The following is a 23,350-nucleotide window of genomic DNA, read 5'->3' on the forward strand; positions in this document are numbered from 1 at the left end:
GACGGCTCCTTTTTCATAGTAGAATTAAGCTTTTTCCATAGCTAGCAGTAGTTCTTCTTTGGAAATCATACAATCGCCACCGCCTTGGACCATTTGGTCACTTCCGCCGCCTTTACCATTAATAAGAGGTAATGCCTTCGCGGCAATATCTTTCATGCTTTTGGTAACATTTTTACCTTTTGCTGCAACAAATTGTAGTTTGCCTTCATTTTCAGAAACTAGTAAGGTCATAGCATCTGACTGTTCAGAGATAATCAGACGAGCGATTTTTTGTAGCTCCTGCATTGTTCGTTGATTAAAAGCAGCCGTTACTACACCTTCACTATTAGCCACTAGTGCCTTTGCTTCGTATGTTAGTAACTCCTCTTTCGCAGTAGCAAGTGCTTTCTCTGTCATTTTTTGGACAGAAAGAACTTTTGTAAGTGCTGTAGCAGCCTCAATCTCTGGAACACTTAATTGTCGAGCAACATCTGCTAATACTTTTTTCCGCATGGCAAGCTCGGCTAAAACACGTTGTCCACAGACAAAAGAAACGCGCACATTGCCTTTCATTTTTTCAGTGCTTAGTACTTTAATAGCACTGACCTGCCCTGTGGATGTTGGATGAGTGCCACCACAGCCGTTATAATCAAAATCAGGGATAATGACCAGTCGAATGTCCCCGGTTACAGCAACTTCTTTCCGAAGATTATAGTTAACAAGCTCATTTTCTGTAATCCATGTTGTTTGAATTGGACGATTTTCTAAGATGATGTCATTGGCTCTTGCTTCCGCCGCTGCAAGCTGCTGTTCAGTCAGCGTATCTACAGCAATATCAATTGTGACCTGCTCACTACCTAGGTGAAAGCTTACAGTCTGTGCATCAAAAAGCTCTATAAATGCCGCTGTTAAAATATGCTGTCCAGCATGCTGCTGCATATGATCGAATCGTCTTGACCAATTGATTTTGCCACGTACTACACCGTCTAAAGTTGATGGATCACCTTGAATATAGTGACGAATTTCATCATCCACTTTTTCAACATCTATGACATCTACATTATCCAAAGTGCCTGTATCGTGAGGCTGTCCGCCACCAGTTGGATAGAATGCGGTATTGGATAGGACAACATAATGACGACCAGCTTCATCCATTCCTTTGCTTACAAGAGTAGCATTAAACTCGTGTAACATAACGTCTTGATAATATAATAGCTTTTTCATGAAAAAGCCTCCTTTTTATGTAGGGATTCTTAATTCTAAAACAATTCCATTTTATTCTGGCATAATTACTTACAAGTGTATATGGCTTTTCTAGTTGACCCATGCTGAAATTGATTTAATATAAAAAGGAACAGCTAAAGAAAAAGGAGCTAGAACAATGGAAATTACACAATTCACAATGGAAGAAATTTTAGACCCTACAAATATTATTGAGGGTAAGCGCTATGAATTTATTTTGGATGTAGAAATTGATGAAGAGGACGAATTATATCACGAAGCTGGCATTGAAATTCGTGTTCTCATCGGTGAAAAGGGCGAATCGCCATTTATTTTAAATTACTTCATTCTGGAAAAGGCTGAAGGTGAATACTTAGATTTTGCTTTAGAGGATGATGAACTAGAGGAAATTCTGACATTCTGTAAAGAAGAAATTGCTAAATTATAATAAATAGGAGCAGGTAGAGAGTATATTCTTTACCTGTTTTTTATTTTGCTGTAGTAGCTGCCACAGGACATGATTTCTTTAGATTAACTACTCCTCGTACGTATCAGCCATATTTGATTGAATTAAGGATTATGTAAGCTTACTGAAATAAATATGTTGTGTTGGAGAACTAAACTTAGTTTTAGTGTTCATAAAAACGGGCATTTTAAAGAGAGAGGTGCTTATATGTCAACTTACACAGATTCCATTTTAATAGCGTTTTTTATAACGATTATTTTATCATTTGTACTTTTTATTCCATGGCTTATTTATACGTATCGTAAATATGGATATTTATCTATGTCCAAAACGATTATTATGTTCTCATTTATTTTTTATTTTTTATCCGCACTATGTTTAGTATTACTGCCATTTCCATCTACAAGAGATACATGCTCACTCCAATCCGAAGACACTGTTCATACTAATTTGCGACTTTTTCAATTTGTTGAGGATATTTTAAAGGACAGCGGGGTTGTAGTAACAAATCCCTCTACATGGCTTGCTATGACGAAACAGCAGGCATTTTTTCAAGCATTCTTTAATTTCTTGCTACTGATGCCGTTTGGCGTTTACTTGCGATATTTTCTTAAAGAAAGAAGGTACTGGAAACGTGCATTTTTAATTAGCTTTTTGCTAACATTGTTTTATGAGGTCACACAAAGAACAGGTATTTATGGCATCTTTAATTGTGCCTACCGCATCTTTGATGTGGATGATTTATTACTGAACAGTGTAGGCGCGTTACTCGGATTCTTTTTAGCACCAATCATATGGGCACTATTCCCTTCGCATGAAGAGGTTGAGGCAAAAGGTGCTGAAATGGAAAAAATGGATATTGTTAAGCCCATTTCTATTTTGCTGGCACTCGTCATTGATTTATGTATCGCGCAAATGATTTGGGTTATGATTGGGGGTCTGACAGGGTATAGTGGTACATTCGAGTTCTTGGTGAACATGGTCTTGTACATGATCCTCTTTGGCTTGATTCCAAGTATGATGAATGGTGCAACGCTAGGTATGAAGATTATGCGTTTTACAATGGTCAATAAGAATGGCAAAAGTATAGTAAAGCAATCGTGGCGTCGCTGTATTGCTATTGTCACTACGGCTAGTCTATTTGAAGTCATTTCAACGTTTGGTCGTATTCAATTAAATATGGGTTCACCATTTTATGTTCTGCAAATTGTCATTTCTCTACTAGCCACAACAGCAGGTTTTGCACTTACAATGATTATAGCCATCCATATAATACGTGTTATCGTAAGTGGAGGAAAACGACGTTTGTATATCGATCAATATGCAGATTTAATGGCAACAAGGAAAAAATAAGGGGGCTTGTAGAATGAAATACGTCATCATTGGGGGAGATGCTGCAGGTATGTCTGCAGCAATGGAAATCTATCGTAATGTGCCAGAGGCAGAAATAACTACTTTAGAACGTGGTTTTATTTATTCATATGGGCAATGTGGATTGCCTTATGTTGTAGATGGACGTATTTCATCAACCAAACGTTTAATTGCACGAGATGTCGAGACCTTTCGAGATAAGTATGGCATTGATGCAAGAGTTGGCTACGAGGTAGAAAATGTAGATATAGAGAAGAAATTTATTACGGGGACACAGGCGAGTGGTGAAGCATTTGAGATTCCCTATGATAAGCTTCTTATTGCTACGGGAGCTAGTCCAGTAGTACCTGTGCAAGAGGGGATTGAATTAGAAGGTATCCACACGGTAAAAACGATTCCTCAGTTGGAGGATTTACTGGCTGATTTAACGCCAGATATTGAACAGGTAACCATCATAGGTGGTGGCTATATTGGATTAGAAATGGCTGAAACGCTACACGCCTGCGGGAAAAAAGTAAGGCTAGTTCAACGAGGAAGCCATGTAGCACGAATTTTAGATGAAGAGCTTGCCCAACATGTTCATGAGGAAGCAAAAAAGAACGATGTGGAACTCTTATTAAATACAAGTGTGGAAGCATTTGAAGGGAGTAAACGGGTCGAGCGTGTCGTCACAGATAACAGTGTTTTAGAAACAGATTTAGTGATTGTCGCTTCAGGCATTCAACCAAATACGCAGTTTTTAAAGAATACTGGAATAGCACTTGCAAAAAATGGAGCAATTATTGTGAATCGCCATTTAGAGACTTCTATTGAAAATGTTTATGCAGCAGGAGATTGTGCAACCCATTTTAATATTGTGAAGGAGCGTTTAGATTACGTACCTTTAGGAACGACTGCTAATAAGCAAGGTCGTTTAGCAGGCCTTAATATGTCAGGCAAGTTTGCACCGTTTAAAGGAATCGTGGGAACTTCTATCTTAAAGTTTTTCAATTTAACCATTGCTACGACAGGCATCAATGAGCGTAAGGCGAAAGAGCTTGGCTTTGACTATGAGGCATTTAAACTATCTGCACGTCATATTGCTGGCTATTATCCAGGTGCACAACGTATGTATATTAAGGTGGTTGTTCGCAAACGGGACCAGCTGCTATTAGGCGCACAAATTGTAGGTCCAGCAGGAGTTGATAAGCGTATCGATGTATTTGCTACGGCATTGTATAGTAAAATGACATTGCCTGATTTGCTAGATTTAGATTTAGCCTATGCACCACCGTTCAATGGTGTTTGGGACCCATTACAGCAGGTGGCACGAATGAATGGACGTTTATAATAGGAGGTAGAGAGATGAGCATTTATGATATTAACGTAACTTTAGAAGATGGTACTGTCTATAGCCTCGAACGTTATAAGGGAAAGCCTTTGCTAATTGTCAATACAGCTTCCAAATGTGGCTTTACACCGCAATTTGAAGAATTAGAAGGTCTTTATGAAAAATATCAGGAGGAAGGTCTTGTGGTACTTGGTTTCCCTTCAAATCAATTTAAACAAGAGCTAGCGACTGCTGAAGAAGCTGCATCACAGTGTCGTCTGACATATGGAGTGACTTTCCCGATGCATGAGATAGTTAAGGTAAATGGAAAAGAAGCACATCCTATTTTCGATTATCTAACTTCTCACTCCAAAGGATTTTTAGGCAGTAGCGTGAAGTGGAATTTTACAAAATTCCTTGTAAATCGCAATGGTGAGGTTGTAGGGCGCTACGCCTCAGCAGATAAGCCAAGTAGCTTTGAGGACGATATTCAAAAGGTTTTAGGACAATAGATTAAAATGGTTCATGCACAGTTATTTGTGTATGAATCTTTTTTTATGTCAATCAATTTTAAAAGTTGGGGAATACAAAAGGGAATGGCTTCGATAAAACGTATGAATTAATCGATAACTAGCGATTGATTTAAGGTTGCTGTAAGCTTGCGACAAATTTGTTGTAAGTTTGAGGTCGTATACTAAAGTCAGAAAGAAGAGGTGAGCGTATATGACGCCATTATTAAAGGTACAAAACGTTGGAAAAACTTACGGCAAAGGCGCAAATACTTTTACAGCGCTATCGAATATATCATTTGAAGTAGAAAAAGGAGAGTTTGTTGGTGTAATGGGTCCTTCTGGGGCCGGGAAATCTACCCTTTTAAATGTATTAGCAACGATTGATACGCCAACGACTGGTGAAATAATTATTGGGAATACTAATTTAGCACGTATGAAGGATGCCGAATTAGCGGATTTTCGTCGCGATAATTTAGGATTTATTTTCCAAGATTATAATTTACTCGATTCTTTGACAGTGCGAGAAAATATTGTTTTACCACTAGCTATTGCGAAGATGCCAACAAAGGCTATCAACGCAAGGGTTGATCGGATTGCTGCATTATTTGGTATAAGTGACTTGCTTGATAAATATCCTTATCAAATTTCAGGGGGACAAAAGCAGCGTACTGCGTCGTCACGAGCATTAGTGACAGAGCCAAAGCTAATCTTTGCCGATGAGCCTACAGGTGCACTTGATTCAAAATCTGCAACAGATTTACTAGAAAGCTTAAGCGATTTAAATCAATCTCAAGCCGCAACGATTATGATGGTTACCCATGATGCTTTTGCAGCTAGCTTCTGCCAGCGCATACTATTTATTCAAGATGGACAGCTTTCTAAGGAAATTCAACGTGGGACTCTAACAAGGAAACAATTTTTCCAAGAGATCTTGCAGGTGCTGTCTAGCATCGGGGGTGGAGTAAATGACGTTATTTAGTTTAGCGCGCAAAAATATTCAACGCAATTTGTCGAATTACTTTTTATATATTGCCTCAATGGTATTTAGTATCGTTATTTACTTTACATTTGTGACGCTCAAATATAATGATGATCTTTCGGCCTTAAAACAATCATCACAACAAATAAAAGGATTGATGAGTGCATCGTCAGTAGTGCTATTATTCTTTATTGTCATCTTTATGGCCTATTCCAATTCATTTTTTATGAAGAAGCGGAAAAAGGAAGTAGCCCTCTATTCATTGCTAGGTGTGCGTAAGCAAAAAATTGGCTTAATGCTCTTTTTTGAGAATTTAGTTATAGGGCTTGTTTCTTTAATACTTGGTATCATTCTAGGGTTCTTTATGTCACAAGGGCTGTTAATGATCTTAGTACGCTTAATGGGTTATGAAGTGGTTGGTAGTCTGACATTTTCGATGGAGGCATTAATTAATACGACTGGCATATTTACACTACTGTTTTTATTCACATCATTGCAAGGCTATCGTGTTATTTATCAATTTAAGCTAATTGATTTATTTCACGCTGACAAACAGGGTGAGCAAATTCCACGTGTCTCTTTAGTAGCTGCTTTACTCGGCACTGCGCTAATTGCATTTGGATATTATACAGCTGCCTCTGATATGTTTACGAGTGAAATATGGGAATTCTTCACTATATTAGGTACGCCATTAATGGTCATAGGTGTAACGATTGTAGGAACATATCTTTTATTCCATAGTGTGAGTGTCTTTGTGTTAACAGCATTAAAAAAAGCCACTTCATGGTCATGGAAAGGCTTAAATTTAATCGGTGTTTCTCAGTTATTATATCGTATTCGAGCTAATGCTAAATCGCTGTCGATCATTGCAATTTTAAGTGCAACAACGATTACAGCAGGTGGCGGTGTGTTCGGCATGTATTACAATGCAGAAGCAAGTGTGCGTCAGATGCTGCCAAATACATTTATGTGGAAAGGCGAGACCGTAGAATTTTCTCAAAAAGATGTCTTATATAATGAAGCAGTGGCTGTGAAAAATTTACGTGTTGATAATGAATTCTCGTTTTTTGAATATACATTACTGAAGGAATCTGATTATAATCGTTTAGCGAAATTACAAGGTAAGGATGAAGAACTGCACATTGCAGATGGCTCTACAGTTTTACTTGATGCAGCCTATGATGAACGATTTTCACAGGATTTTACGGGTAAGGACTTTAAGCTACAAAACGGAGATTCCTTCCATGTAGAGAAAATGTACACGGAAAGCGTGCTAAACTTTATAGCAGCGGGAACAGTACTCGTTGTGAATGATCAGGAGTTTACGGCTACAAATGCCGAAGAGATCATCATGCAGGTTGTTGGATTGGACAATGATTTGAAACAACAGGACGTTTCACAAGATATTTATAAACAATTGCCTACTGAACAACAAGAAACCTTCTCTAGTGTTCCACAAAGCTATGAGGATGGTTTAGCAACAGTTGGCGCACTATTGTTTGTGGGAAGCTTCTTAGGTCTTGTTTTCCTAGCGGCAACAGGTAGTATTATCTATTTCAAAATTTTAACGGAAGCTGAGGAAGATCAGGCGAAATACGCTATATTAAATAAAATTGGTGTGAATAGTAAGCAAATCTTAAAGACAGTTGCAGGACAGGTGGCTGTGATCTTTAGTGCTCCACTTATCGTTGGCATTGTGCATAGTGCTTTTGCGTTACTAGCATTTTCACAGCTATTTGGTATGAATATTACAAAACCAGTCGTCTTGTGGATTGTTGCATATTCAGCTATTTACTTTATTTATTATATCTTTACCGTGCGTTCGTTCTATAAAATAGTGAGACAGGGGAATTAATATGAAAAAAGTATTTTTCGGAATAGGTGCATTGTTCATCTTATTCGTGGCAGGATTGGTTGTATTGATGACTGTAGACTTTAATCGGTTAAATAAAGACACATACTATGTCCATATTACAGCTGAGGGAAAAGTAGAGGAGTATAAGATAGATAGCGGTGAAATCTTTAAAATGTACTGGTATGAACTACCTTCTTACAATAAAAATGGCGAAGAAAAAACATTAAAGTTTTCAGCTCACAAAAATTTACGCCAGGATGCTTATTTAAAGCTTTACGTGAAAAAGGAAACGGAAGTCTCTTCATTTGATGAAGTAAAATTCCACGAATTACCTGCAAAGGTGCAAGATCAAATGAAATAGCAAAAAGGTGATGTCAATAGCAGAAAACGAACCTTTAGCAAGACGAGAGGTTGATTTCCGTTCCACCAGTGTCCTTTCCAGGGGGCGTCCGATGAGCCGCTTCACTCACTGCGTTCGCTCCAGGGACTCAGCTATGACGCTAATCCCCTAGGAGTGACGCTGGCTCCACTCCAATCAACCATTCTGCAAAACGTCTTTTCCTTATCTTTCATACGAGCCGTATTTGTATGATTAGAGAAAGGATAGCCTCTTATTTTCAATGTGGAGAAGTGATGAGTGACAACACCCTCCATAAAGAGTAGTGAATACCTTCACTTTATTTGAAGATCTTTGCTAAAAAGAAACATTTTTATGGATTGGAGTGGAGGGCTACTTGACTCCCGAGGGAGAGCGAGACTGGCGATCTCCTGCACGGAGCGGTAGCGGAGGAAGCGACTCGGCGCTCGCCCACAGGAAAGCAAGTAGCCTGCAGCGGAAATCCATTTTCACCTTTCACAAAAATGCTATGGATAGTTTTGTTTTTCAACACTCTGAGGGGTGTCTCAAAAGTTATTTGAGACACCCCTTTTCTGCACGAAAGCGACGTGTAACGAAGCGTCAGTGTCAAAAGTATGTTTGAAATTTATTGTTTTTCAAAGAATGCTACTAGTTAAATTTTGGGTTCTCATTTATTAGGTATTCCTTTTTAAATGAATGTTAACGCTTGTACCTTTCCCTTCTTCAGAGTTGATACTTACGGTTCCACCATGGGCCTCGATAATATCTCTAGCAATAGCTGTACCTAAGCCAGTGCCAGTTGTTTTTTCCGTATTTGTACCTCGGTAATAGCGTTCAAAAATATGTTCTAGATCCTCTGCTGCGATCCCTCTACCATTATCGGAAATCGTAATAGAATCTTCATCAACTGACACAAGGACGGAAACATCAGGAGCATTATGAAGGATGGCATTGTGTAAAAAGTTCATAATGGCTCTGCGCATAAAGTGCTCGTCAATTTGATGCGGACTGTTTTCGGTGGCTGTCTCAAACTCAAGATTAGCCAGCTCATATTGTGGTGTGTTCAATGTATCGATTACAATTTCACGAATAAATGGCACCATATTCACTTTTTTTAATGTGAGAGGGAGCCGTTGATGTCTTAAACGCATCGTTAAATTTAAATCATCTAATAGATCTTGCATATGCAATGATTGTTTTTCTATAATTTTTGCATACTCAGTTTGCTCACTAAGTGGTATTTTTTCATCATTCAATAGCTCTGCGTAGCCACGAATAGAGGCAAGAGGTGTTTTCATATCGTGGGAGACATTACTAATCCATTCCTCACGCATTACTTCTAGTCTCTTTCTCTCCTGTTCATGGGCTGCTAATTCCCGCGAAACTTCATTTAAATTTTCAAAAACAGGCTTATAAACCCCACCAGGAGCTTTAGCGGATGAATGCTCATGATTCTTTAAATGGTGAATTCGTTCTATCATCGCATAAAGAGGCTTCGTTAATGTGCGCCCAAAAAACCAGCCTACCAATGTTGCTACTAACAAGTCCGCAATAACGATGAACAAGCCGAATTTCCCGATAAACTGTAAGATTGATGTGCCAGAAAAATGCATAATATATCTTGTAACACCACTACCTTGAATGCCAATTAAATAACTAAAATCATCCTTATTGCCAATATAAACCGTAGTATTAGAATCAAATTCTTTATATTTATATACCTGAATTAAGTCGATGGGTGTATAGTGCGAGAGTGCTTTTTCTGGTACAAAATGGGCGTCAATAACTTGACCATTTACATCAAGTAATTGAATCCAAGCATTTCGCAGATGCAAATGTTCAAGCCCATCTGCACTTATTGAGGGTACCCCATTTTTAATTTCGATATATTTTTGGAATTCGCGTACAAAGTTTTCTTCTTTAGTTGCAGAAGCACCATCAGAATCAGTAGCTAACCGATAAGTGAGCAGACCTACTAGAATGGCAGTATTGACAAAAATAACGATGATGACAATAGAAAGTACAGAAAGGAGGAAACGCGCTGTTAATCTCCACTTCATTCTTGTGCCTCTTTTGGTACGACGAATTTATAACCAAGGCCTTTAACAGTGGTGATATACAGAGGTTTTGAGGCATCCTGCTCGATTTTTTCACGCAAACGGCGGATATGCACCATGACTGTATTATCTGAACCGAAAAAATCCTCTCCCCAGACACGTTCAAACAGCGTTTCTTTACTTAAAATTCGATTAGGATTGTGCATAAAGCACGCCATTAAACCAATTTCCTTTGCCGTTAACTCCAATAAAACGCCATCTTTATGAACTTCAGTTTCATCGGTATTCAGCTGGAATGGTCCAAGCTGTAGTGCTTTCTTGGTAAGGCTCGGAGCAGTATCTTGAATTTGGTAGCCAGCTCTTCGTAATTGGGCCTTTACACGATAGGCAACTTCTTTAGGGCTAAAAGGCTTTGTAATGTAATCGTCTCCACCAATGGCTAGCCCTAAAATTTTATCAATTTCCTCGTTTTTAGCAGACATGAAAAGTACAGGCACATGTGAGACTTCACGGATACGTCTACATAAATCGTAGCCCTCACCATCTGGAAGCATGACATCTAGCAGTACAATATCTGGTTTTGTTAGTTGAAAGCTTGTCCAAGCATCATGAATGGAGCCAGCTGTATAAATTTGCTTGTAGCCCTCTTTTTGTAAGCTTACTTTTAGCAGGTTAGCTAAATCAGCCTCATCATCCACTACTAATATAGTTGGTTCTTGCACTTGTTCACACGACCTTTCGATTTGGAAGAATCCTTTTCTGACAATCATTATAAATGAAATATACATGAAAGAGGAAATGAAGTATTAATTATATGAAAATTTGTATACAGTAGGGGAATGTTATGAAACTTTTACAGTTTCTAAAGCGTAAAAGGAGTATGACGATTTAGGAGGAATGACGGTGTTCAAAAAAATAGCAGCAGATGCACTTGGACTTTCAGATATTGGAGTAGTTGTGCCACAAGTGGATTATGATAAAACAGATGCAGATGATTTTATCCTACATGAAATTGACGAAAAAATATATTTTTTAATTAAAACGAAGGCAGATGAGTATTGCTTTACGAATCGTGCCATTATTCATGTAGATGGCGAGAGTGCCATGAGTAAAAAAAGATTATTGCGACGCTATGACTATTCTATGTATGCCATTACAGATGTTTTTCTAGAAACAGCAGGAACAATTGACCTTGATGTCGAAATTAAGTTTACAATTGGCAATTCTCCACTATCCATCGACATCCATAAACGCTTTATTGATGACATTAAAGACCTCTATAAAGCACTACATGCTATTAGCTATGAGCAAAAACACAATGTCTATAAGCTAGAGGTAGCAGAAAAAAGCTTAAACATTGCTTCTTCATCACTTGGACGGATGGGCAATGATAACATCTCTCCATCTACGTCTTTCGAGGAAATCACACGCTTTGCGAGTACTTGGATGATCGACCATAAAGAAAAGTACAAAAAAGAAGACTTCTCACATATTTTTGATTTATACATGAACAATTGATAAAAATAGCTCTCTGCAAATGTGGAGAGCGTTTTTAACATATAACACTTACATAAAAATCAGAACCAGGAGCGTGACAAAAAATGACAAACGAATTGCATGTGCTTGAAAAGGAAGGCTTAGAAAATGATGACTTTATACAGCAACCGCAAGCCGCTGAGACATTGTTCGTAAATGAGTTCATTGATGGTATTTTAGATCCCTCAAAGAAGATGTTAGGGCCAGTTAAAGACGGTGGAACGATCATTGCGAATACAGCACCTGGATGCTGGGGACCAATGCTTACACCTATTATTCGTGGAGGACACGAAGTAACGAAGCCTGTTTTTGTAGAAGGCGCTGAGGTGGGCGACGCCATCGCCATTAAAATTAAATCTATTCAGGTCACATCTCTGGCAACCTCGTCAGGTTACGATGAGGCGATTATAGATCGTTTCATTGGCGATCCGTTCGTTTCTGTCAAATGCCCAGGTTGTGGCAAGCTACATCCAAGCACAATTGTCAAAGGGATAGGTCCACAAGCGATTCGCTGTTCAACCTGTGATACAGAAACGGCACCATTTAAAATGATAAACGGCTATACAATGGCCCTTGATCAAAAAGGCCAAATGGGTGTCACTGTTGGAAGAGAGGGTGCTCGCCGTATCGCCCTTGATGCTAAAAATTACATGAGAACACCTGAAAATTCTGTACAAAATCCAGTTGTTGCATTAGCACCAAGCGACCTAGTAGGTGTAATGGCGAGAATGCGACCTTTTTTAGGACAGCTTGGTACAACCCCTTCAAAAGCAATGCCGGATTCTCATAATGCTGGTGATTTTGGTTCGTTCTTAATTGGAGCACCGCATGAATATGCCTTTACACAAGATGAATTGGATTTACATCGTACCGATGGTCATATGGATATAAGTAGAGTACGCGAAGGGGCAACGATTATTTGTCCTGTAAAGGTTCCAGGTGGCGGTGTCTATATTGGGGATATGCATGCTATGCAGGGAGATGGGGAGATTGCGGGGCATACAACAGATGTAGCTGGTATTGTACAGCTACAAGTTAGTGTCTTGAAAAAAGTAGCATTGGAAGGCCCAGTGTTATTACCAAACGAAGAAGATTTACCTTATACAGCTAAGCCCTTTACGAAGGAAGAAAAGCGCCGTGCACGAGAGCTAGCAGAGGAATTCGGTGTGAAACAGGTGGAGGAGGCATTCCCTGTATCTATGATTGGTTCTGGAAAAACGCTAAATGAGGCTACGGATAATGCAGTCCAGAGAGCCGCAAAGTTATTTGAGATGAGCGAGCCAGAAGTGTTAAATAGAGCGACGATAACAGGTTCCATTGAAATTGGACGTCATCCAGGAGTTGTCACAGCAACCTTCCAAGTACCTAAAACGATATTGAAAAAGGTACGAATTTATAAGACAGTGAAAAAGCAATATGATTAATAGATGAATTCATTCTAAAGCAAACTGTTAAAGGTTTGCTTTTTTGTATGGGTTATGGGGTGGCAAAGTAAGAATTTGTCTGAAATATGAAGTTTAGATTGAATTCTAATGTTGTGTTGATATAATAGGTAAAGTTTAAAAATGATTAGCCTAACCGAATTTAAATAGAACGTAGCATAGAAAAGTTGGTGTCGAATGACAGAGTTTTTTGGTGTGGAAAATAAAATAGAGAAAAAGAATAGTATAAAACCTTTTATATTAAAAATGAGAGGAGGGGGACATGCTCCCTCTCGAACAAATTTTGCTGATGCCATCACGGGGGCAATAGGCGGCTTAATATGTATTTTTGTTTTGCTATGGCTAACAAATTTTACAGAGGCACCTTGGCTAATGGCTTCACTTGGTGGTAGCTGTGTACTTGTATTTGTCGTCTGGAATGCACCGTTATCTCAGCCTCGAAATATTATTGGTGGCCATTTCATTTCCGCCTTTATTGGTTTGGCTATGTATGCACTATTGGGCTCGAGTATGCTGTCTATTAGTTTAGGCGTAGGGCTAACAATATTTTTTATGGCCTTCCTGGGCATTATCCATCCGCCGGCAGGTGCCAATCCTATAATTATTATTTTAGGAGGCTATGGTTGGAGTTATTTAGTAACACCTGTGTTAATTGGCGCTATCATTATTGTATTTTTCGGCTTGTTGATAAATAATTTACGTGAAAAAAGAAAATATCCACTATTTTGGTGATGGAGATTTCCATCTATGAAGTGTATTCACTTGATAGGTGGTTCTTTTTTGTTTGAGAACATTTTAGCTAGGCATATCACTAATTTTTTAGCATATTTTACTTAAGATTTGTTATATTGAAGAAAGAGTGTTAAAAACATGTATTTGAATGATAGGGGAAGATCTTTGTTGGTCGAATTTGATGGGAGGCTCCAATTTTATGCTGTTGGACTGTGATGAGCAATTATTCATGGCTTATAAACAAAAAAGTGAAAAGGGTGCTGAAAATTTACTAGCAACATGGCTGGAGGCAGAGTCAAATCTGCAGGAAGATCCAAAAATACTTGGTACTTCGCTTTCACCAAAGCTATTTTTAGTAAATGAAGAAACGGCTAAGAATATTGCCTTTTCCACAGCTCGTAAATATTGGGGTCGTGTATCAACAGAAATGCAAATGTATTTTGACAAATATGGCTTAGATGCAAAATTTGTGAATGAACGGCTCAATGCTTTTTTTTATACACAAAAAGGAAAAGAAACTTTTTTTGAGCAACTCTTTGCACAACACACAATAGACTTAGAACGACTAATTTGGCTAGTTTTTGGGAAACGAATGCAAATAGCAATGCCAGTTAATGAACTACAAACAATTATTTTATATAAATTTCAAGATGAATATTTAGTGCATATGATGTATAAAGAGCATGCATCTTTTTGGCATTGGCTTTTTACAAAAAAGGTTTATTCACTGCTTATCCACAGATCCTTAGAGCAATTCACATTTCTTTATGAAATAATGGGACATTTTGAGCAATCTATGAAAGAAAATTGTGAACATGTGGATAACTTTGTGAATAACTATAAAACGATACTGGATAAGTGTATAACTCATGTGGATAAGCACAATGCTAGCTGTTTGGCAAAAAAACAGTTACGTCTTTACCAAATTGTTGTACACTACCGATTGGCTGAGGGAGATAATAACTGTGTGAAGGCACTTATTACGTCCTTTGAGGCGGATTGGCGTTATTCAATGTATGCATTAACGGAGAAGGAAAAAGTGTTAATAGCCTATCTACTATTTCATATAGCACATCAGGAGAAGGATAATGAATTAGTTATTCAATATGGGGAATATTTATTAGAGGATGAGCGACTTAATAATTATGCAATCGAGATAATGCTTGAATATAAAGAGTTACTACCAAATCGTAAGCCGACTCCTCCTGCAATTATTAAAAACTATGAACTAAATTTTTTAGAGAATTTGTATGCTATATTGCTGGATCATTACGTAAGAATGGGACGTTATCAAGAGGGGTTAGTCCTTTTAAAAGAGCATGTACTAGCATCCAATAAAAAAATACATGCAGCATTGGTGGAGGGGAGTTGTAGCAATGAACAATTGATTGCAATTGAGGCATATGTTCAGCAGGATATTGCATTACACGTTAATAATTCATTACAGCATATTGGGTTATCTGTGGAAGAATGGCGTCAACATTATCGCCATTCAGAGGCTCCTTATTATTTTGTAGCTCAAAGTGCCTCTCTCCATCTATTAAATATTTTAAAGATTTTATTTGTAACAGAGCACTATGAGCTTTTTGAGAAATTAATGGAAATCTACAAAAAGTATTTATTGATTGACGATCATTTTGAAAAGCTACGAGTATTTATAAGTGCATATGTATAAAAGTAGGGCTGTCCAAAAAGTTGATCTTCGGCAACTTTCTGGTACAGCCCTGTTCCATATGCAAATAATTCTAGAATGAGTTTTAGAAGTTTTCTTTCTGTGCCTTCGCTGTCTCAAAAGAAGCTTTTATTTCACTTAAAAGATCACTATCTTTTAATAAGCGATAGCCAGCTGAAGCAAGTGCTTTTGCTCCTTTTATCAAAGCTGCATCACCTTCAGGGGATTTAGCAGCTTCTTTAAATTCATTTGTATGCCCAATTAGATCGTCTGGGCCAATTTTTATATATGGATGTGCTGTTGGAACCTCGTAGCTAATATTCCCAGCATCTGTTGAACCTTTGCCTTGTCCTCGAATTGTCCAAACCTTTTCTCCTAAAGCCTCTAACTCCTCTTGTAAAATATTATCTAGTAAAGGATTTAGCACAAAATCCTTTACTTCATTTTGGAATCGTTCAATTTTTACCGTTGCCCCGGTTGCTAGTGCAGCACCTTCAGCAATTGCACGTACCTTTACTGATACCTCCTCAGTTTTTTTCCATGATTCCGCACGAATGAAGAATCTTGCTGCTGCATATTCAGGAATAATGTTTGGTGCATCCCCACCATGTGTAATAATTCCATGAATTCGAACATCTGTAGGAAGCTGCTGGCGTAAAGCATTAATCCCAACAAAAAGCTGGATCACTGCATCTAATGCATTAATTCCTTCCTCAGGAGCTCCTGATGCATGTGCGGCTTTCCCGTAAAAATGAAAATCAAGTGGATCAACGGCAAGTGTTTCGCTTGTTAGAGATGTTTTTCCTGCTGGATGAATCATTAAAGCGACATCTACTTCCTTTAAATAGCCATGTGCTACAAAGCTTCCCTTTGCACTGCCGTTTGGACCACCTTCTTCAGCAGGTGTTCCTAAGACGACGACACTTCCACCGGTTTCATCTAATGTTTTAGAAAGAGCAATTCCGGCTGCTACACTCGTTGTTCCGATAATATTATGACCACAGGCATGCCCTAAACCTGGAAGAGCGTCATATTCAGCAAGAAAGGCAATTGTTGAACCAGGTTTTCCACTGTCTTTCACTGCATAAAAGGAGGTTTCATGTCCAGCAACGGCTGTGTCTACTTTAAATCCTGCATTCGTCAAGATTTCTACATGCTTTTGACTTGCGAAAAACTCCTGATTCCCTATCTCTGGATTGGCATGGATTGCCTGGCTAGTTTCAATATACAATGCTTGATTTGTTTCAATGGATTCCTGGATTAGTTCAATTCCCGATAAAGTTTTGCTCATATTTATCTCCCCCTATAGTCCTTTGCTTTGTTTTATTAACTCATCTTTTGATAAATCAACAACAATAGATCCTCCATTTGTTTCTGCCTCGACTGCCTTCATTACGTCTTCCTCATGATACAGCTCGACAATTCTCTGATATGTTTTATTATCTTGATCATCTGCTCGTGCAGCAAAAATGTTCACATAAGGTAAGGCGTTTGGATCGTTGGCATCTTCAAGATAAATGGGGTCCTTTACGGGATCAAACCCAGCTTGTCCAGCAACTCCATTATTAATAACGGATGCAACTACATCTGGTAATACACGTGGTGTTTGTTGAGCTACAATCGGTAAAATGTCTAAATCTTTCGGGTTGTCGACGATTTTACTTGGGTCACCGAAGAGACCAAAATCATCTGCCAATTTAATTAAGCCAGCTGATTCTAATAATCTTAATGCACGAGCTTGGTTGGAAGGGTCATCAGGGATGGCAATTTTGTCACCTTTTTTAATTTCGTTAACATCCTTCACTTTTTCTGAATATATTCCCATTGGAGCAATAACAGTAGCACCAATTGGAACTAAATCGACATTATTTTCTTTAGTAAATTGTGTTAGAAATGCGATATGCTGAAAGGAATTAATATCAATTTCTTTATTTGCTAATGCCTGATTCGGCAATGTATAGTCAGAGAACTCAACAAGCTCAATTTCAATCCCTTCCTTTTTAGCTTTCTCTTTTAAAATCGGCCATACTTCACCATCTGTTCCAGTTACACCAATCTTTACTTTTTCTTCTTTTTTAGCATTATCTGTAGCTGAATCAGACCCACAGGCAGCCAATGCTAATACGGCTGTTAAAACTAATAAAATACTAAACCACTTTTTCATTATTGATCTCCTCTTTCGTTGTTTTATTCAAATGAAAAATGTCCTTCTTACCGTCGCATAATTTTTCTTGATAGCTTATTCCCAATCCACTGCGCAATTTGTACAAGAATAATAAGAATAATAACGGTCACAAGCATGACACTTCCATCAAAGCGTTGATAACCATATGTCATTGCAATATGACCTAAACCGCCTCCGCCAACTGTACCAGCCATTGCAGAGAAATCTATTAAACCGACTGTCACAAACGTTAAGCCTAAAATTAACGGTCCAAGTGCCTCTGGAATTAATACAGTAAAAATAATTTGTAGAGGACTTGCTCCCATTGCCTTTGCGGCTTCAATTACCCCTGGGTCTATGCTAACTAAGTTATTCTCTACTACTCTCGCAATACCAAATGATGAGGCAATCGTCATCGGAAAGATCGCTGCCCACGTACCAATCGTTGTTCCAACAACCATTCTTGTTAATGGGCTAATGGCCACTAGAAAAATAATAAATGGAACTGGGCGAATAATATTAATTAAAAAATTTAACAATTGGAACACGAATTTGTTCTCTAAAATATTTCCTTTTCGTGTCACATATAGTAGTAAACCTATTGTTATACCGAGAATAGAACCAAAGATAAGGGTTATAATAACCATTAAAATCGTTTCACCCGTAGATTCAAAAATACGGGGCCAAAAAGTCGTCCAATCAACCTTCATTGAATTTTACCTCCTCAACAGTTACAATATCTTGTAATTCAGTAAGAACACTAGGTATTTTATCGCTACGGCCCTCAAATGAGACGAGCAAGTTCCCATAGAACTTCTCTTGAATTTCTCGGACAGAGCCATAGACGATATTAACATCCACGTCAAATTTTCTTGTTACGCGAGAAAGGATAGGATCGCTAGCAATATCACCTTTAAAAATAACACGGTATAAATTTTTGCCGCCTTTTTTTCTCCATTCCTCTAATAGAGATGCAGATGGTCGATCTTGCTGAACCGATTGAATAAACCGTTGAGTTGTTAAATGCTGTGGATTTGTAAAAATATCAAAAACTGAATTAGATTCAATTACTGCTCCATTTTCCATGACTGCTACTCTGTCACATATTTGTTGGATGACATTCATCTCATGTGTGATTAGCAAAATAGTGATTCCTAAATCCTTGTTTACTTTTTTGAGAAGGCGAAGAATTTCCCCAGTTGTATCCGGGTCGAGCGCTGACGTTGCTTCATCACAAATTAATATATCAGGGGAGGTAGCAAGCGCCCTCGCAATTCCAACCCGCTGTTTTTGGCCTCCAGATAATTGCTCAGGGTAATCGTTCGCTTTTTCTGTAAGACCAACAAAGCTAAGAAGTTCTGCAACTCTTTCATTAATTTCTTTTTTAGGCACGCCCGCCAGCTTAAGTGGATAGGCTACATTTCCAGCTACCGTTCTTGAGGAAAATAAGTTGAAATTTTGAAAAATCATGCCGATTCTTCTTCTCAGCTTTCTTACCTCTTTTGGTGTGAGCGAATTAATATCAACACCTTGTACTTGAACAGCGCCATGGGTTGGACTCTCTAATAGATTCACAAGCCGCAATAATGTGCTCTTTCCTGCACCACTAAATCCAATAATTCCAAAAATCTCTCCCTGCTGAATTGAAAGAGATACATCTTTCACTGCATTCACTTCACGATCACCAAATTTAAAGGTTTTCGCTACATTTTGAAATTCAATCATTTACTTGCTCAACTCCCTATTTAAATATAAAGAACAAAAAGGACCTTCCTTTTGTTCTTATCGATTAAGAAAAAAAGGAAGGTCCTCACTATTGAAGAAACTACTTCCTTCTCATCTTTCAAATGTAAGTACATTTGCAGGAATTGGCACGGTATTATGTTAATAACCCGCTGCCGAGACTTCATTGGGCCTGTCCCTCAGTCTCTCTGGATAAGAAGAAATTATCGTATTTAATTGTCTGTTAAGATTTAAACAATACTATAATGCTTGATGAATTATATGTCAACATTTCTTTTAAAAAGTTTTATTAGAAAAATAAATTCATTTACTGTAATAACAGCAGGGGTACATTGGTAGCCACGTTTTTTCTAGTGAAATAATTTATGCTTATGTTACTGAGGATGTCAATGAGCAGGCAGCCATAAAAAAGGTTCAATTTGAAAATTGCCTACTTCCAAATTGAACCTTTCCGTTATTCTAAAACGCCCTTTTCCCGTAAACTAGCAATTTGTTCATCACTATAGCCAAGTGCAGTCAATACTTCCTCATTATGCTCTCCAAGCTTGGCACCGACATACTTGTACTCAGGCTCAGTGCCATCAAATTTAAAGGCAGAAGCAATTTGCTGTTGCATGGTGCCATCGCTTTTTGGAATATCGACAATCATGCCGCGAGCCTTCAGCTGTGGATGCTCACATGCTTCTGGAAAAGTGAGTACAGGCTCTACACAACCTTCAAAATCCTCGTTAAATACCTCAAGCCATTCCTCATATGTCTTTGATAGAAAGGCATCATGAACAGCCTCTTTAAAGCGTATTTGCGTATAGTAAGAATCATTAAAGGTATTATCAATCAACTCAGGAATGTCGAGTGCTTCACAGAGCAGTTTACGAAATTGAGGTTCTAAACTACCGACAGAGAAGAAGCGTCCATCTTTTGTTTTGTAAAAATCATAGTAACTGCCTCCATTTAAAATTTCTTGCTCTGGCTGTGGTACACGACCACCCCCAATAAACGCAGCACCATACATAGTATTCAGCGAAAAGACAGCATCTGTCATACTAATATCTATGAATTGTCCTTCGCCTGTTTTTTCACGATGGAGGGCAGCAGCCAGTACCCCAATTGCTGCATGCATTGTCCCTCCAGCTATATCAGCTAGTTGAACCCCCATGGATACAGGCTTTTTATCCTTATGGCGTGAATAATCGAGTAAGCCTGCTAAAGATAAATAGTTATTATCGTGTCCAGGTCGATTGCTATAAGGTCCAGTTTGTCCGTAACCAGTAATCGCACAATAGATAACCTTTGGATTTATTTCCTTTAGAGCTTCATAGCCGATGCCAAGGCGTTGCATGACACCAGGCCGAAAACCTTCGATAATAACGTCATACTCTTGCACCAGTGATTTTACAATGTCTATAGCCTCTGGTGATTTAAGATTTAATGTAATTGATTTTTTAGATCGATTTAAATGTTGATGAATGTAAGCCTCATGATCTTCATCATAGGGAGGCATAATTCGTGTTATATCAACGCGCTTTGAAGATTCAACATGGATGACATCTGCTCCTAAATCAGCAAAAATCATTGTCGCCATTGGCCCTGGTAGTAATGCAGAAAAATCGAGAATTTTTAACCCCTGTAAAATGCCCAAATCTTCCAACCCCTTTTTGTGTAGGCTACACGACCATCCCATCGATGGAAGCGTAGCGCTTTTCTCATAATCCCCATTTTGTGAAAAGCGTAACGTTCGATTCTGTATTAATACAGTTTATTTTATTTTAAAGAGTATTATAACAGAATAAACCTTAACTTGCCTATGCTATTTTTCATTATAAGATAAACATTCCAACTTTTATATGTCAGAATAACAATAAAAGTAAAAAAATTTAGAATTTAGATTTTTTATCAAATTTCAGACAATAGTTGTCAGCTGTTAGAATATTTAATCTAAGAAAATAAAGTGTAGAATTTTGTTTACTAGCTAGCTATATGATACAACCCTTTTTATTGATACAATCCTAGTGGTGTATTGGATTCTTCTTACGCAATTCGGAAATGATACTATTACCTCATTTATTAATAGAGTATCTCTCAAAAAATACATATAAAATTAACGTAAATAGGAGAGAAGAAATGAAATCACATCAATTAAAACTAAAGCATTTAATTATGGGAGTTGCGATGGCAGCATTCTTTTTCACAAGCCTTGGTAGTGTTTGGGGCGGATACAGAATGAATATTGACTCGATAAAGGAAAATACACTAGAAACGAATAGGGTTTATGCTCAAAAATTGGCATCTACTGCTGATTCTTATCTACATGAATCTTTCCAAATATTAGGTTATAGCGCAACTCAAATACAAGCAAAGATGGATGATGCGCAAGCATTGAATCAGGAAACGGAGCGTTTGAGATTGCAAAATCAAATGTTTAATTCTGTAGTAATAACAAATGCAGAAGGATTGGTTTTATCCGTCTCTCCACCATCTATTGAAATAAAGGGAGAAATTTTAACATCAATTGGTGCTAAAGAGGCGTTATCCAAAAGGACACCACTTATCTCTAAACCATATGAGGCGATGACAGGACGTCTCATCATTTTTATTTCTCATCCTATTTTTTCCGACTCCAATGAGTATTTAGGAATGATAGCAGGGACTATTTATTTAAAGGAAACAAATGCCTTTAAAACTTTATTGGGAGAGCATTATAGTAAGGACGGCTCTTACGTATATGTAGTTGATTCAGATGGGCGTGTTATCTATCATCAAGACCCAAGTCGGATTAATGATGTGGTAACGAAAAATAAAGTCGTTCAATCGGTGATATCAGGAAAGAGTGGTGCTCAACTTGTTGAGAACACAGAAAGAGTGAAAATGCTTGCTGGCTATAGTACAGTCCCATCAACAGGATGGGGCGTTGTCGCTCAGAAACCTTTAGACGTAGCACTAGCCCCTTCCTTTGATCGTGTACAGGAAGTCATTATTAAATCTGTACCCCTTATGATTCTATCTATTATCATTGTACTTTGGGCGGCAGCACGCATTGCCAACCCTTTGCAACAACTAGCAAATTTAACGGAGGAAAGTTTAGATAAGAAAAATGTAGAAGGTTTAAAATCTGTAAGTGGATGGTACTTTGAAGCTTATTCTTTGAAGAATGCCTTGGTTCGGAGTTTATCATTTTTGCATGGACAGGTCTCGTTTTTCAAGGATCAATCTACTGTTGATCCACTGACGGGGGTTACGAATCGACGTACAATGGATTCGATGCTTGCCGAATGGTTAACGAACAATGTACCACATGCAATTATTTTACTAGATTTAGATCACTTTAAAAGTGTGAATGACACATATGGTCATGCAGTAGGAGATAAAGTTTTGCAATTTTTAGCCAGTCATATGGAAGCTGTGGCTCGTGAAGGAGATGTATGCTGTCGATATGGTGGCGAGGAATTTGTCATACTGCTACCAAATACGGCAGTAGAAGAGGCAGCACAAGTGGCTGAACAACTACGAGAAATTTTGGCAACAACAGAAAGTCCATGTGGCAGACCGATAACATTATCTGCAGGAATAGCTGTCTATCCAGCAATGGCAGATTCAACAGAGGAACTAATTAAAGCAGCTGACGATGCACTATACCTTGCGAAACAAGAGGGGCGCAATCAAGTAAAGGTTGCGGAAATATAGATGCAGTAAAAAATGAAACAAAGGTGCTTACAATTTTGAATTTTGGGGTAATTGATTAATGCAAACATCATTTGGGCAAGCTACTTGTAAGTCATCCGCCATATGACTTCCTAAACCATGTTCAAATGATATGTAACTCGGGTCACATCTCTTGATCGACTTGACAAGACGTAAGGTTATCCCCCTTTCCCTTATGACACCCCAAGGACGACTAGATGTATGCCTATATATCGTGAAAAGCCAAGCGAGCACCGATGCTCCTTGGCTTTTTTG

Annotated in this window: 20 protein-coding genes and 1 riboswitch; of the genes, 12 read left to right on the forward strand and 8 right to left on the reverse strand. The window is 38.2% G+C overall.

From position 1 onward, the window contains the following. Nucleotides 1-24: 24 nt before the first annotated feature. Nucleotides 25-1,203, reverse strand: coding sequence for a DHHA1 domain-containing protein (locus tag V6670_RS00890; RefSeq protein WP_338652244.1), 1,179 nt, complete (start codon nucleotides 1,201-1,203; stop codon nucleotides 25-27). A 157-nt stretch (nucleotides 1,204-1,360) separates the two neighbouring features. Between V6670_RS00890 and V6670_RS00895 the strand changes: the two genes are divergently transcribed. The 7 genes from V6670_RS00895 to V6670_RS00925 all read left to right on the forward strand — a co-directional run bounded on the left by V6670_RS00895 (nucleotide 1,361) and on the right by V6670_RS00925 (nucleotide 8,053). Beyond that, nucleotides 1,361-1,648: a DUF6509 family protein gene (locus V6670_RS00895; protein WP_058843749.1), complete on the forward strand. Its 288-nt coding sequence runs from the start codon at nucleotides 1,361-1,363 to the stop codon at nucleotides 1,646-1,648. A gap of 225 nt (nucleotides 1,649-1,873) precedes the next feature. Then, the gene (locus V6670_RS00900; protein ID WP_338652245.1) at nucleotides 1,874-3,019 is read left to right on the forward strand and encodes a VanZ family protein; all 1,146 of its coding nucleotides are present in this window, start codon (nucleotides 1,874-1,876) and stop codon (nucleotides 3,017-3,019) included. Nucleotides 3,020-3,032: 13 nt separating this feature from the next. Further along, nucleotides 3,033-4,367, forward strand: coding sequence for an FAD-dependent oxidoreductase (locus V6670_RS00905; RefSeq protein WP_338652246.1), 1,335 nt, complete (start codon nucleotides 3,033-3,035; stop codon nucleotides 4,365-4,367). A gap of 14 nt (nucleotides 4,368-4,381) precedes the next feature. Beyond that, nucleotides 4,382-4,858 (forward strand): glutathione peroxidase, encoded by a 477-nt coding sequence (locus V6670_RS00910; protein WP_036125788.1) that lies wholly within the window; start codon nucleotides 4,382-4,384, stop codon nucleotides 4,856-4,858. 211 nt (nucleotides 4,859-5,069) lie between these two features. Continuing rightward, nucleotides 5,070-5,837, forward strand: coding sequence for an ABC transporter ATP-binding protein (locus V6670_RS00915; protein ID WP_249646093.1), 768 nt, complete (start codon nucleotides 5,070-5,072; stop codon nucleotides 5,835-5,837). Further along, a complete protein-coding gene (locus V6670_RS00920) occupies nucleotides 5,824-7,692 on the forward strand; it encodes an ABC transporter permease (protein ID WP_338652247.1) in 1,869 nt (622 codons plus the stop codon). Before V6670_RS00915 ends, V6670_RS00920 begins: the two co-directional genes overlap by 14 nt. A gap of 1 nt (nucleotide 7,693) precedes the next feature. Further along, the gene (locus V6670_RS00925; RefSeq protein WP_141905265.1) at nucleotides 7,694-8,053 is read left to right on the forward strand and encodes a YxeA family protein; all 360 of its coding nucleotides are present in this window, start codon (nucleotides 7,694-7,696) and stop codon (nucleotides 8,051-8,053) included. A gap of 671 nt (nucleotides 8,054-8,724) precedes the next feature. Here V6670_RS00925 and V6670_RS00930 read toward each other — a convergent pair. Together V6670_RS00930 and V6670_RS00935 are read right to left on the reverse strand one after the other, a co-directional pair. Further along, entirely contained in the window at nucleotides 8,725-10,110 is a 1,386-nt protein-coding gene (locus tag V6670_RS00930; protein WP_141905267.1) for a HAMP domain-containing sensor histidine kinase, read from the reverse strand. Then, the gene (locus V6670_RS00935; protein ID WP_141905268.1) at nucleotides 10,107-10,829 is read right to left on the reverse strand and encodes a response regulator transcription factor; all 723 of its coding nucleotides are present in this window, start codon (nucleotides 10,827-10,829) and stop codon (nucleotides 10,107-10,109) included. Before V6670_RS00935 ends, V6670_RS00930 begins: the two co-directional genes overlap by 4 nt. A gap of 181 nt (nucleotides 10,830-11,010) precedes the next feature. Here V6670_RS00935 and V6670_RS00940 point away from each other — a divergent pair, with 181 nt between their 5' ends. The 4 genes from V6670_RS00940 (at nucleotide 11,011) to V6670_RS00955 (ending at nucleotide 15,492) form a co-directional block, all read left to right on the forward strand. After that, nucleotides 11,011-11,625 carry a PH domain-containing protein gene (locus tag V6670_RS00940; protein WP_141905269.1) on the forward strand — a complete coding sequence of 205 codons (615 nt, stop codon included), beginning with the start codon at nucleotides 11,011-11,013 and terminating at the stop codon, nucleotides 11,623-11,625. An 83-nt stretch (nucleotides 11,626-11,708) separates the two neighbouring features. Next, nucleotides 11,709-13,067 carry an acetamidase/formamidase family protein gene (locus tag V6670_RS00945; RefSeq protein ID WP_141905270.1) on the forward strand — a complete coding sequence of 453 codons (1,359 nt, stop codon included), beginning with the start codon at nucleotides 11,709-11,711 and terminating at the stop codon, nucleotides 13,065-13,067. Nucleotides 13,068-13,262: 195 nt separating this feature from the next. Next, nucleotides 13,263-13,817: an HPP family protein gene (locus tag V6670_RS00950; protein WP_141905271.1), complete on the forward strand. Its 555-nt coding sequence runs from the start codon at nucleotides 13,263-13,265 to the stop codon at nucleotides 13,815-13,817. A gap of 148 nt (nucleotides 13,818-13,965) precedes the next feature. Continuing rightward, nucleotides 13,966-15,492, forward strand: coding sequence for a hypothetical protein (locus V6670_RS00955; protein WP_338652248.1), 1,527 nt, complete (start codon nucleotides 13,966-13,968; stop codon nucleotides 15,490-15,492). Between the two features lie 82 nt (nucleotides 15,493-15,574). On the opposite strand, the gene V6670_RS00960 is transcribed toward V6670_RS00955, so the two are convergent. From V6670_RS00960 to V6670_RS00980, 5 genes are all read right to left on the reverse strand, one after another. Continuing rightward, a complete protein-coding gene (locus V6670_RS00960) occupies nucleotides 15,575-16,780 on the reverse strand; it encodes a M20 family metallopeptidase (RefSeq protein WP_338652249.1) in 1,206 nt (401 codons plus the stop codon). A 12-nt stretch (nucleotides 16,781-16,792) separates the two neighbouring features. Beyond that, nucleotides 16,793-17,653 carry a MetQ/NlpA family ABC transporter substrate-binding protein gene (locus tag V6670_RS00965; RefSeq protein WP_058845259.1) on the reverse strand — a complete coding sequence of 287 codons (861 nt, stop codon included), beginning with the start codon at nucleotides 17,651-17,653 and terminating at the stop codon, nucleotides 16,793-16,795. 47 nt (nucleotides 17,654-17,700) lie between these two features. Then, nucleotides 17,701-18,363: a methionine ABC transporter permease gene (locus V6670_RS00970; RefSeq protein WP_036124987.1), complete on the reverse strand. Its 663-nt coding sequence runs from the start codon at nucleotides 18,361-18,363 to the stop codon at nucleotides 17,701-17,703. Then, on the reverse strand, nucleotides 18,353-19,378 hold the full coding sequence (locus V6670_RS00975) for an ATP-binding cassette domain-containing protein (protein WP_141905273.1): 1,026 nt from the start codon (nucleotides 19,376-19,378) through the stop codon (nucleotides 18,353-18,355). The genes V6670_RS00970 and V6670_RS00975 overlap by 11 nt, the downstream gene beginning before the upstream one ends. A gap of 108 nt (nucleotides 19,379-19,486) precedes the next feature. After that, nucleotides 19,487-19,595: riboswitch (SAM riboswitch) on the reverse strand. A gap of 255 nt (nucleotides 19,596-19,850) precedes the next feature. Continuing rightward, nucleotides 19,851-21,035, reverse strand: coding sequence for a CaiB/BaiF CoA-transferase family protein (locus tag V6670_RS00980; protein ID WP_338652250.1), 1,185 nt, complete (start codon nucleotides 21,033-21,035; stop codon nucleotides 19,851-19,853). Nucleotides 21,036-21,517: 482 nt separating this feature from the next. Between V6670_RS00980 and V6670_RS00985 the strand changes: the two genes are divergently transcribed. After that, entirely contained in the window at nucleotides 21,518-23,077 is a 1,560-nt protein-coding gene (locus V6670_RS00985; RefSeq protein WP_338652251.1) for a sensor domain-containing diguanylate cyclase, read from the forward strand. The last annotated feature ends 273 nt before the right edge of the window (nucleotides 23,078-23,350 follow it).

Source organism: Lysinibacillus sp. Y5S-8 (assembly GCF_036894365.1).
Taxonomy (GTDB): Bacteria; Bacillota; Bacilli; order Bacillales_A; family Planococcaceae; genus Lysinibacillus; species Lysinibacillus fusiformis_D.

What these genes read in the sequence shown, in the direction of transcription:
- V6670_RS00925 (WP_141905265.1), top strand. Translation starts at nt 7,694, where the DNA reads ATGAAAAAAGTATTTTTCGGAATAGGTGCATTGTTCATCTTATTCGTG.
- V6670_RS00965 (WP_058845259.1), bottom strand. Translation starts at nt 17,653, where the DNA reads ATGAAAAAGTGGTTTAGTATTTTATTAGTTTTAACAGCCGTATTAGCA.
- V6670_RS00895 (WP_058843749.1), top strand. Translation starts at nt 1,361, where the DNA reads ATGGAAATTACACAATTCACAATGGAAGAAATTTTAGACCCTACAAAT.
- V6670_RS00950 (WP_141905271.1), top strand. Translation starts at nt 13,263, where the DNA reads ATGACAGAGTTTTTTGGTGTGGAAAATAAAATAGAGAAAAAGAATAGT.
- V6670_RS00955 (WP_338652248.1), top strand. Translation starts at nt 13,966, where the DNA reads ATGATAGGGGAAGATCTTTGTTGGTCGAATTTGATGGGAGGCTCCAAT.
- V6670_RS00970 (WP_036124987.1), bottom strand. Translation starts at nt 18,363, where the DNA reads ATGAAGGTTGATTGGACGACTTTTTGGCCCCGTATTTTTGAATCTACG.
- V6670_RS00960 (WP_338652249.1), bottom strand. Translation starts at nt 16,780, where the DNA reads ATGAGCAAAACTTTATCGGGAATTGAACTAATCCAGGAATCCATTGAA.
- V6670_RS00905 (WP_338652246.1), top strand. Translation starts at nt 3,033, where the DNA reads ATGAAATACGTCATCATTGGGGGAGATGCTGCAGGTATGTCTGCAGCA.
- V6670_RS00900 (WP_338652245.1), top strand. Translation starts at nt 1,874, where the DNA reads ATGTCAACTTACACAGATTCCATTTTAATAGCGTTTTTTATAACGATT.
- V6670_RS00930 (WP_141905267.1), bottom strand. Translation starts at nt 10,110, where the DNA reads ATGAAGTGGAGATTAACAGCGCGTTTCCTCCTTTCTGTACTTTCTATT.
- V6670_RS00910 (WP_036125788.1), top strand. Translation starts at nt 4,382, where the DNA reads ATGAGCATTTATGATATTAACGTAACTTTAGAAGATGGTACTGTCTAT.
- V6670_RS00890 (WP_338652244.1), bottom strand. Translation starts at nt 1,203, where the DNA reads ATGAAAAAGCTATTATATTATCAAGACGTTATGTTACACGAGTTTAAT.
- V6670_RS00915 (WP_249646093.1), top strand. Translation starts at nt 5,070, where the DNA reads ATGACGCCATTATTAAAGGTACAAAACGTTGGAAAAACTTACGGCAAA.
- V6670_RS00945 (WP_141905270.1), top strand. Translation starts at nt 11,709, where the DNA reads ATGACAAACGAATTGCATGTGCTTGAAAAGGAAGGCTTAGAAAATGAT.
- V6670_RS00975 (WP_141905273.1), bottom strand. Translation starts at nt 19,378, where the DNA reads ATGATTGAATTTCAAAATGTAGCGAAAACCTTTAAATTTGGTGATCGT.
- V6670_RS00985 (WP_338652251.1), top strand. Translation starts at nt 21,518, where the DNA reads ATGAAATCACATCAATTAAAACTAAAGCATTTAATTATGGGAGTTGCG.
- V6670_RS00920 (WP_338652247.1), top strand. Translation starts at nt 5,824, where the DNA reads ATGACGTTATTTAGTTTAGCGCGCAAAAATATTCAACGCAATTTGTCG.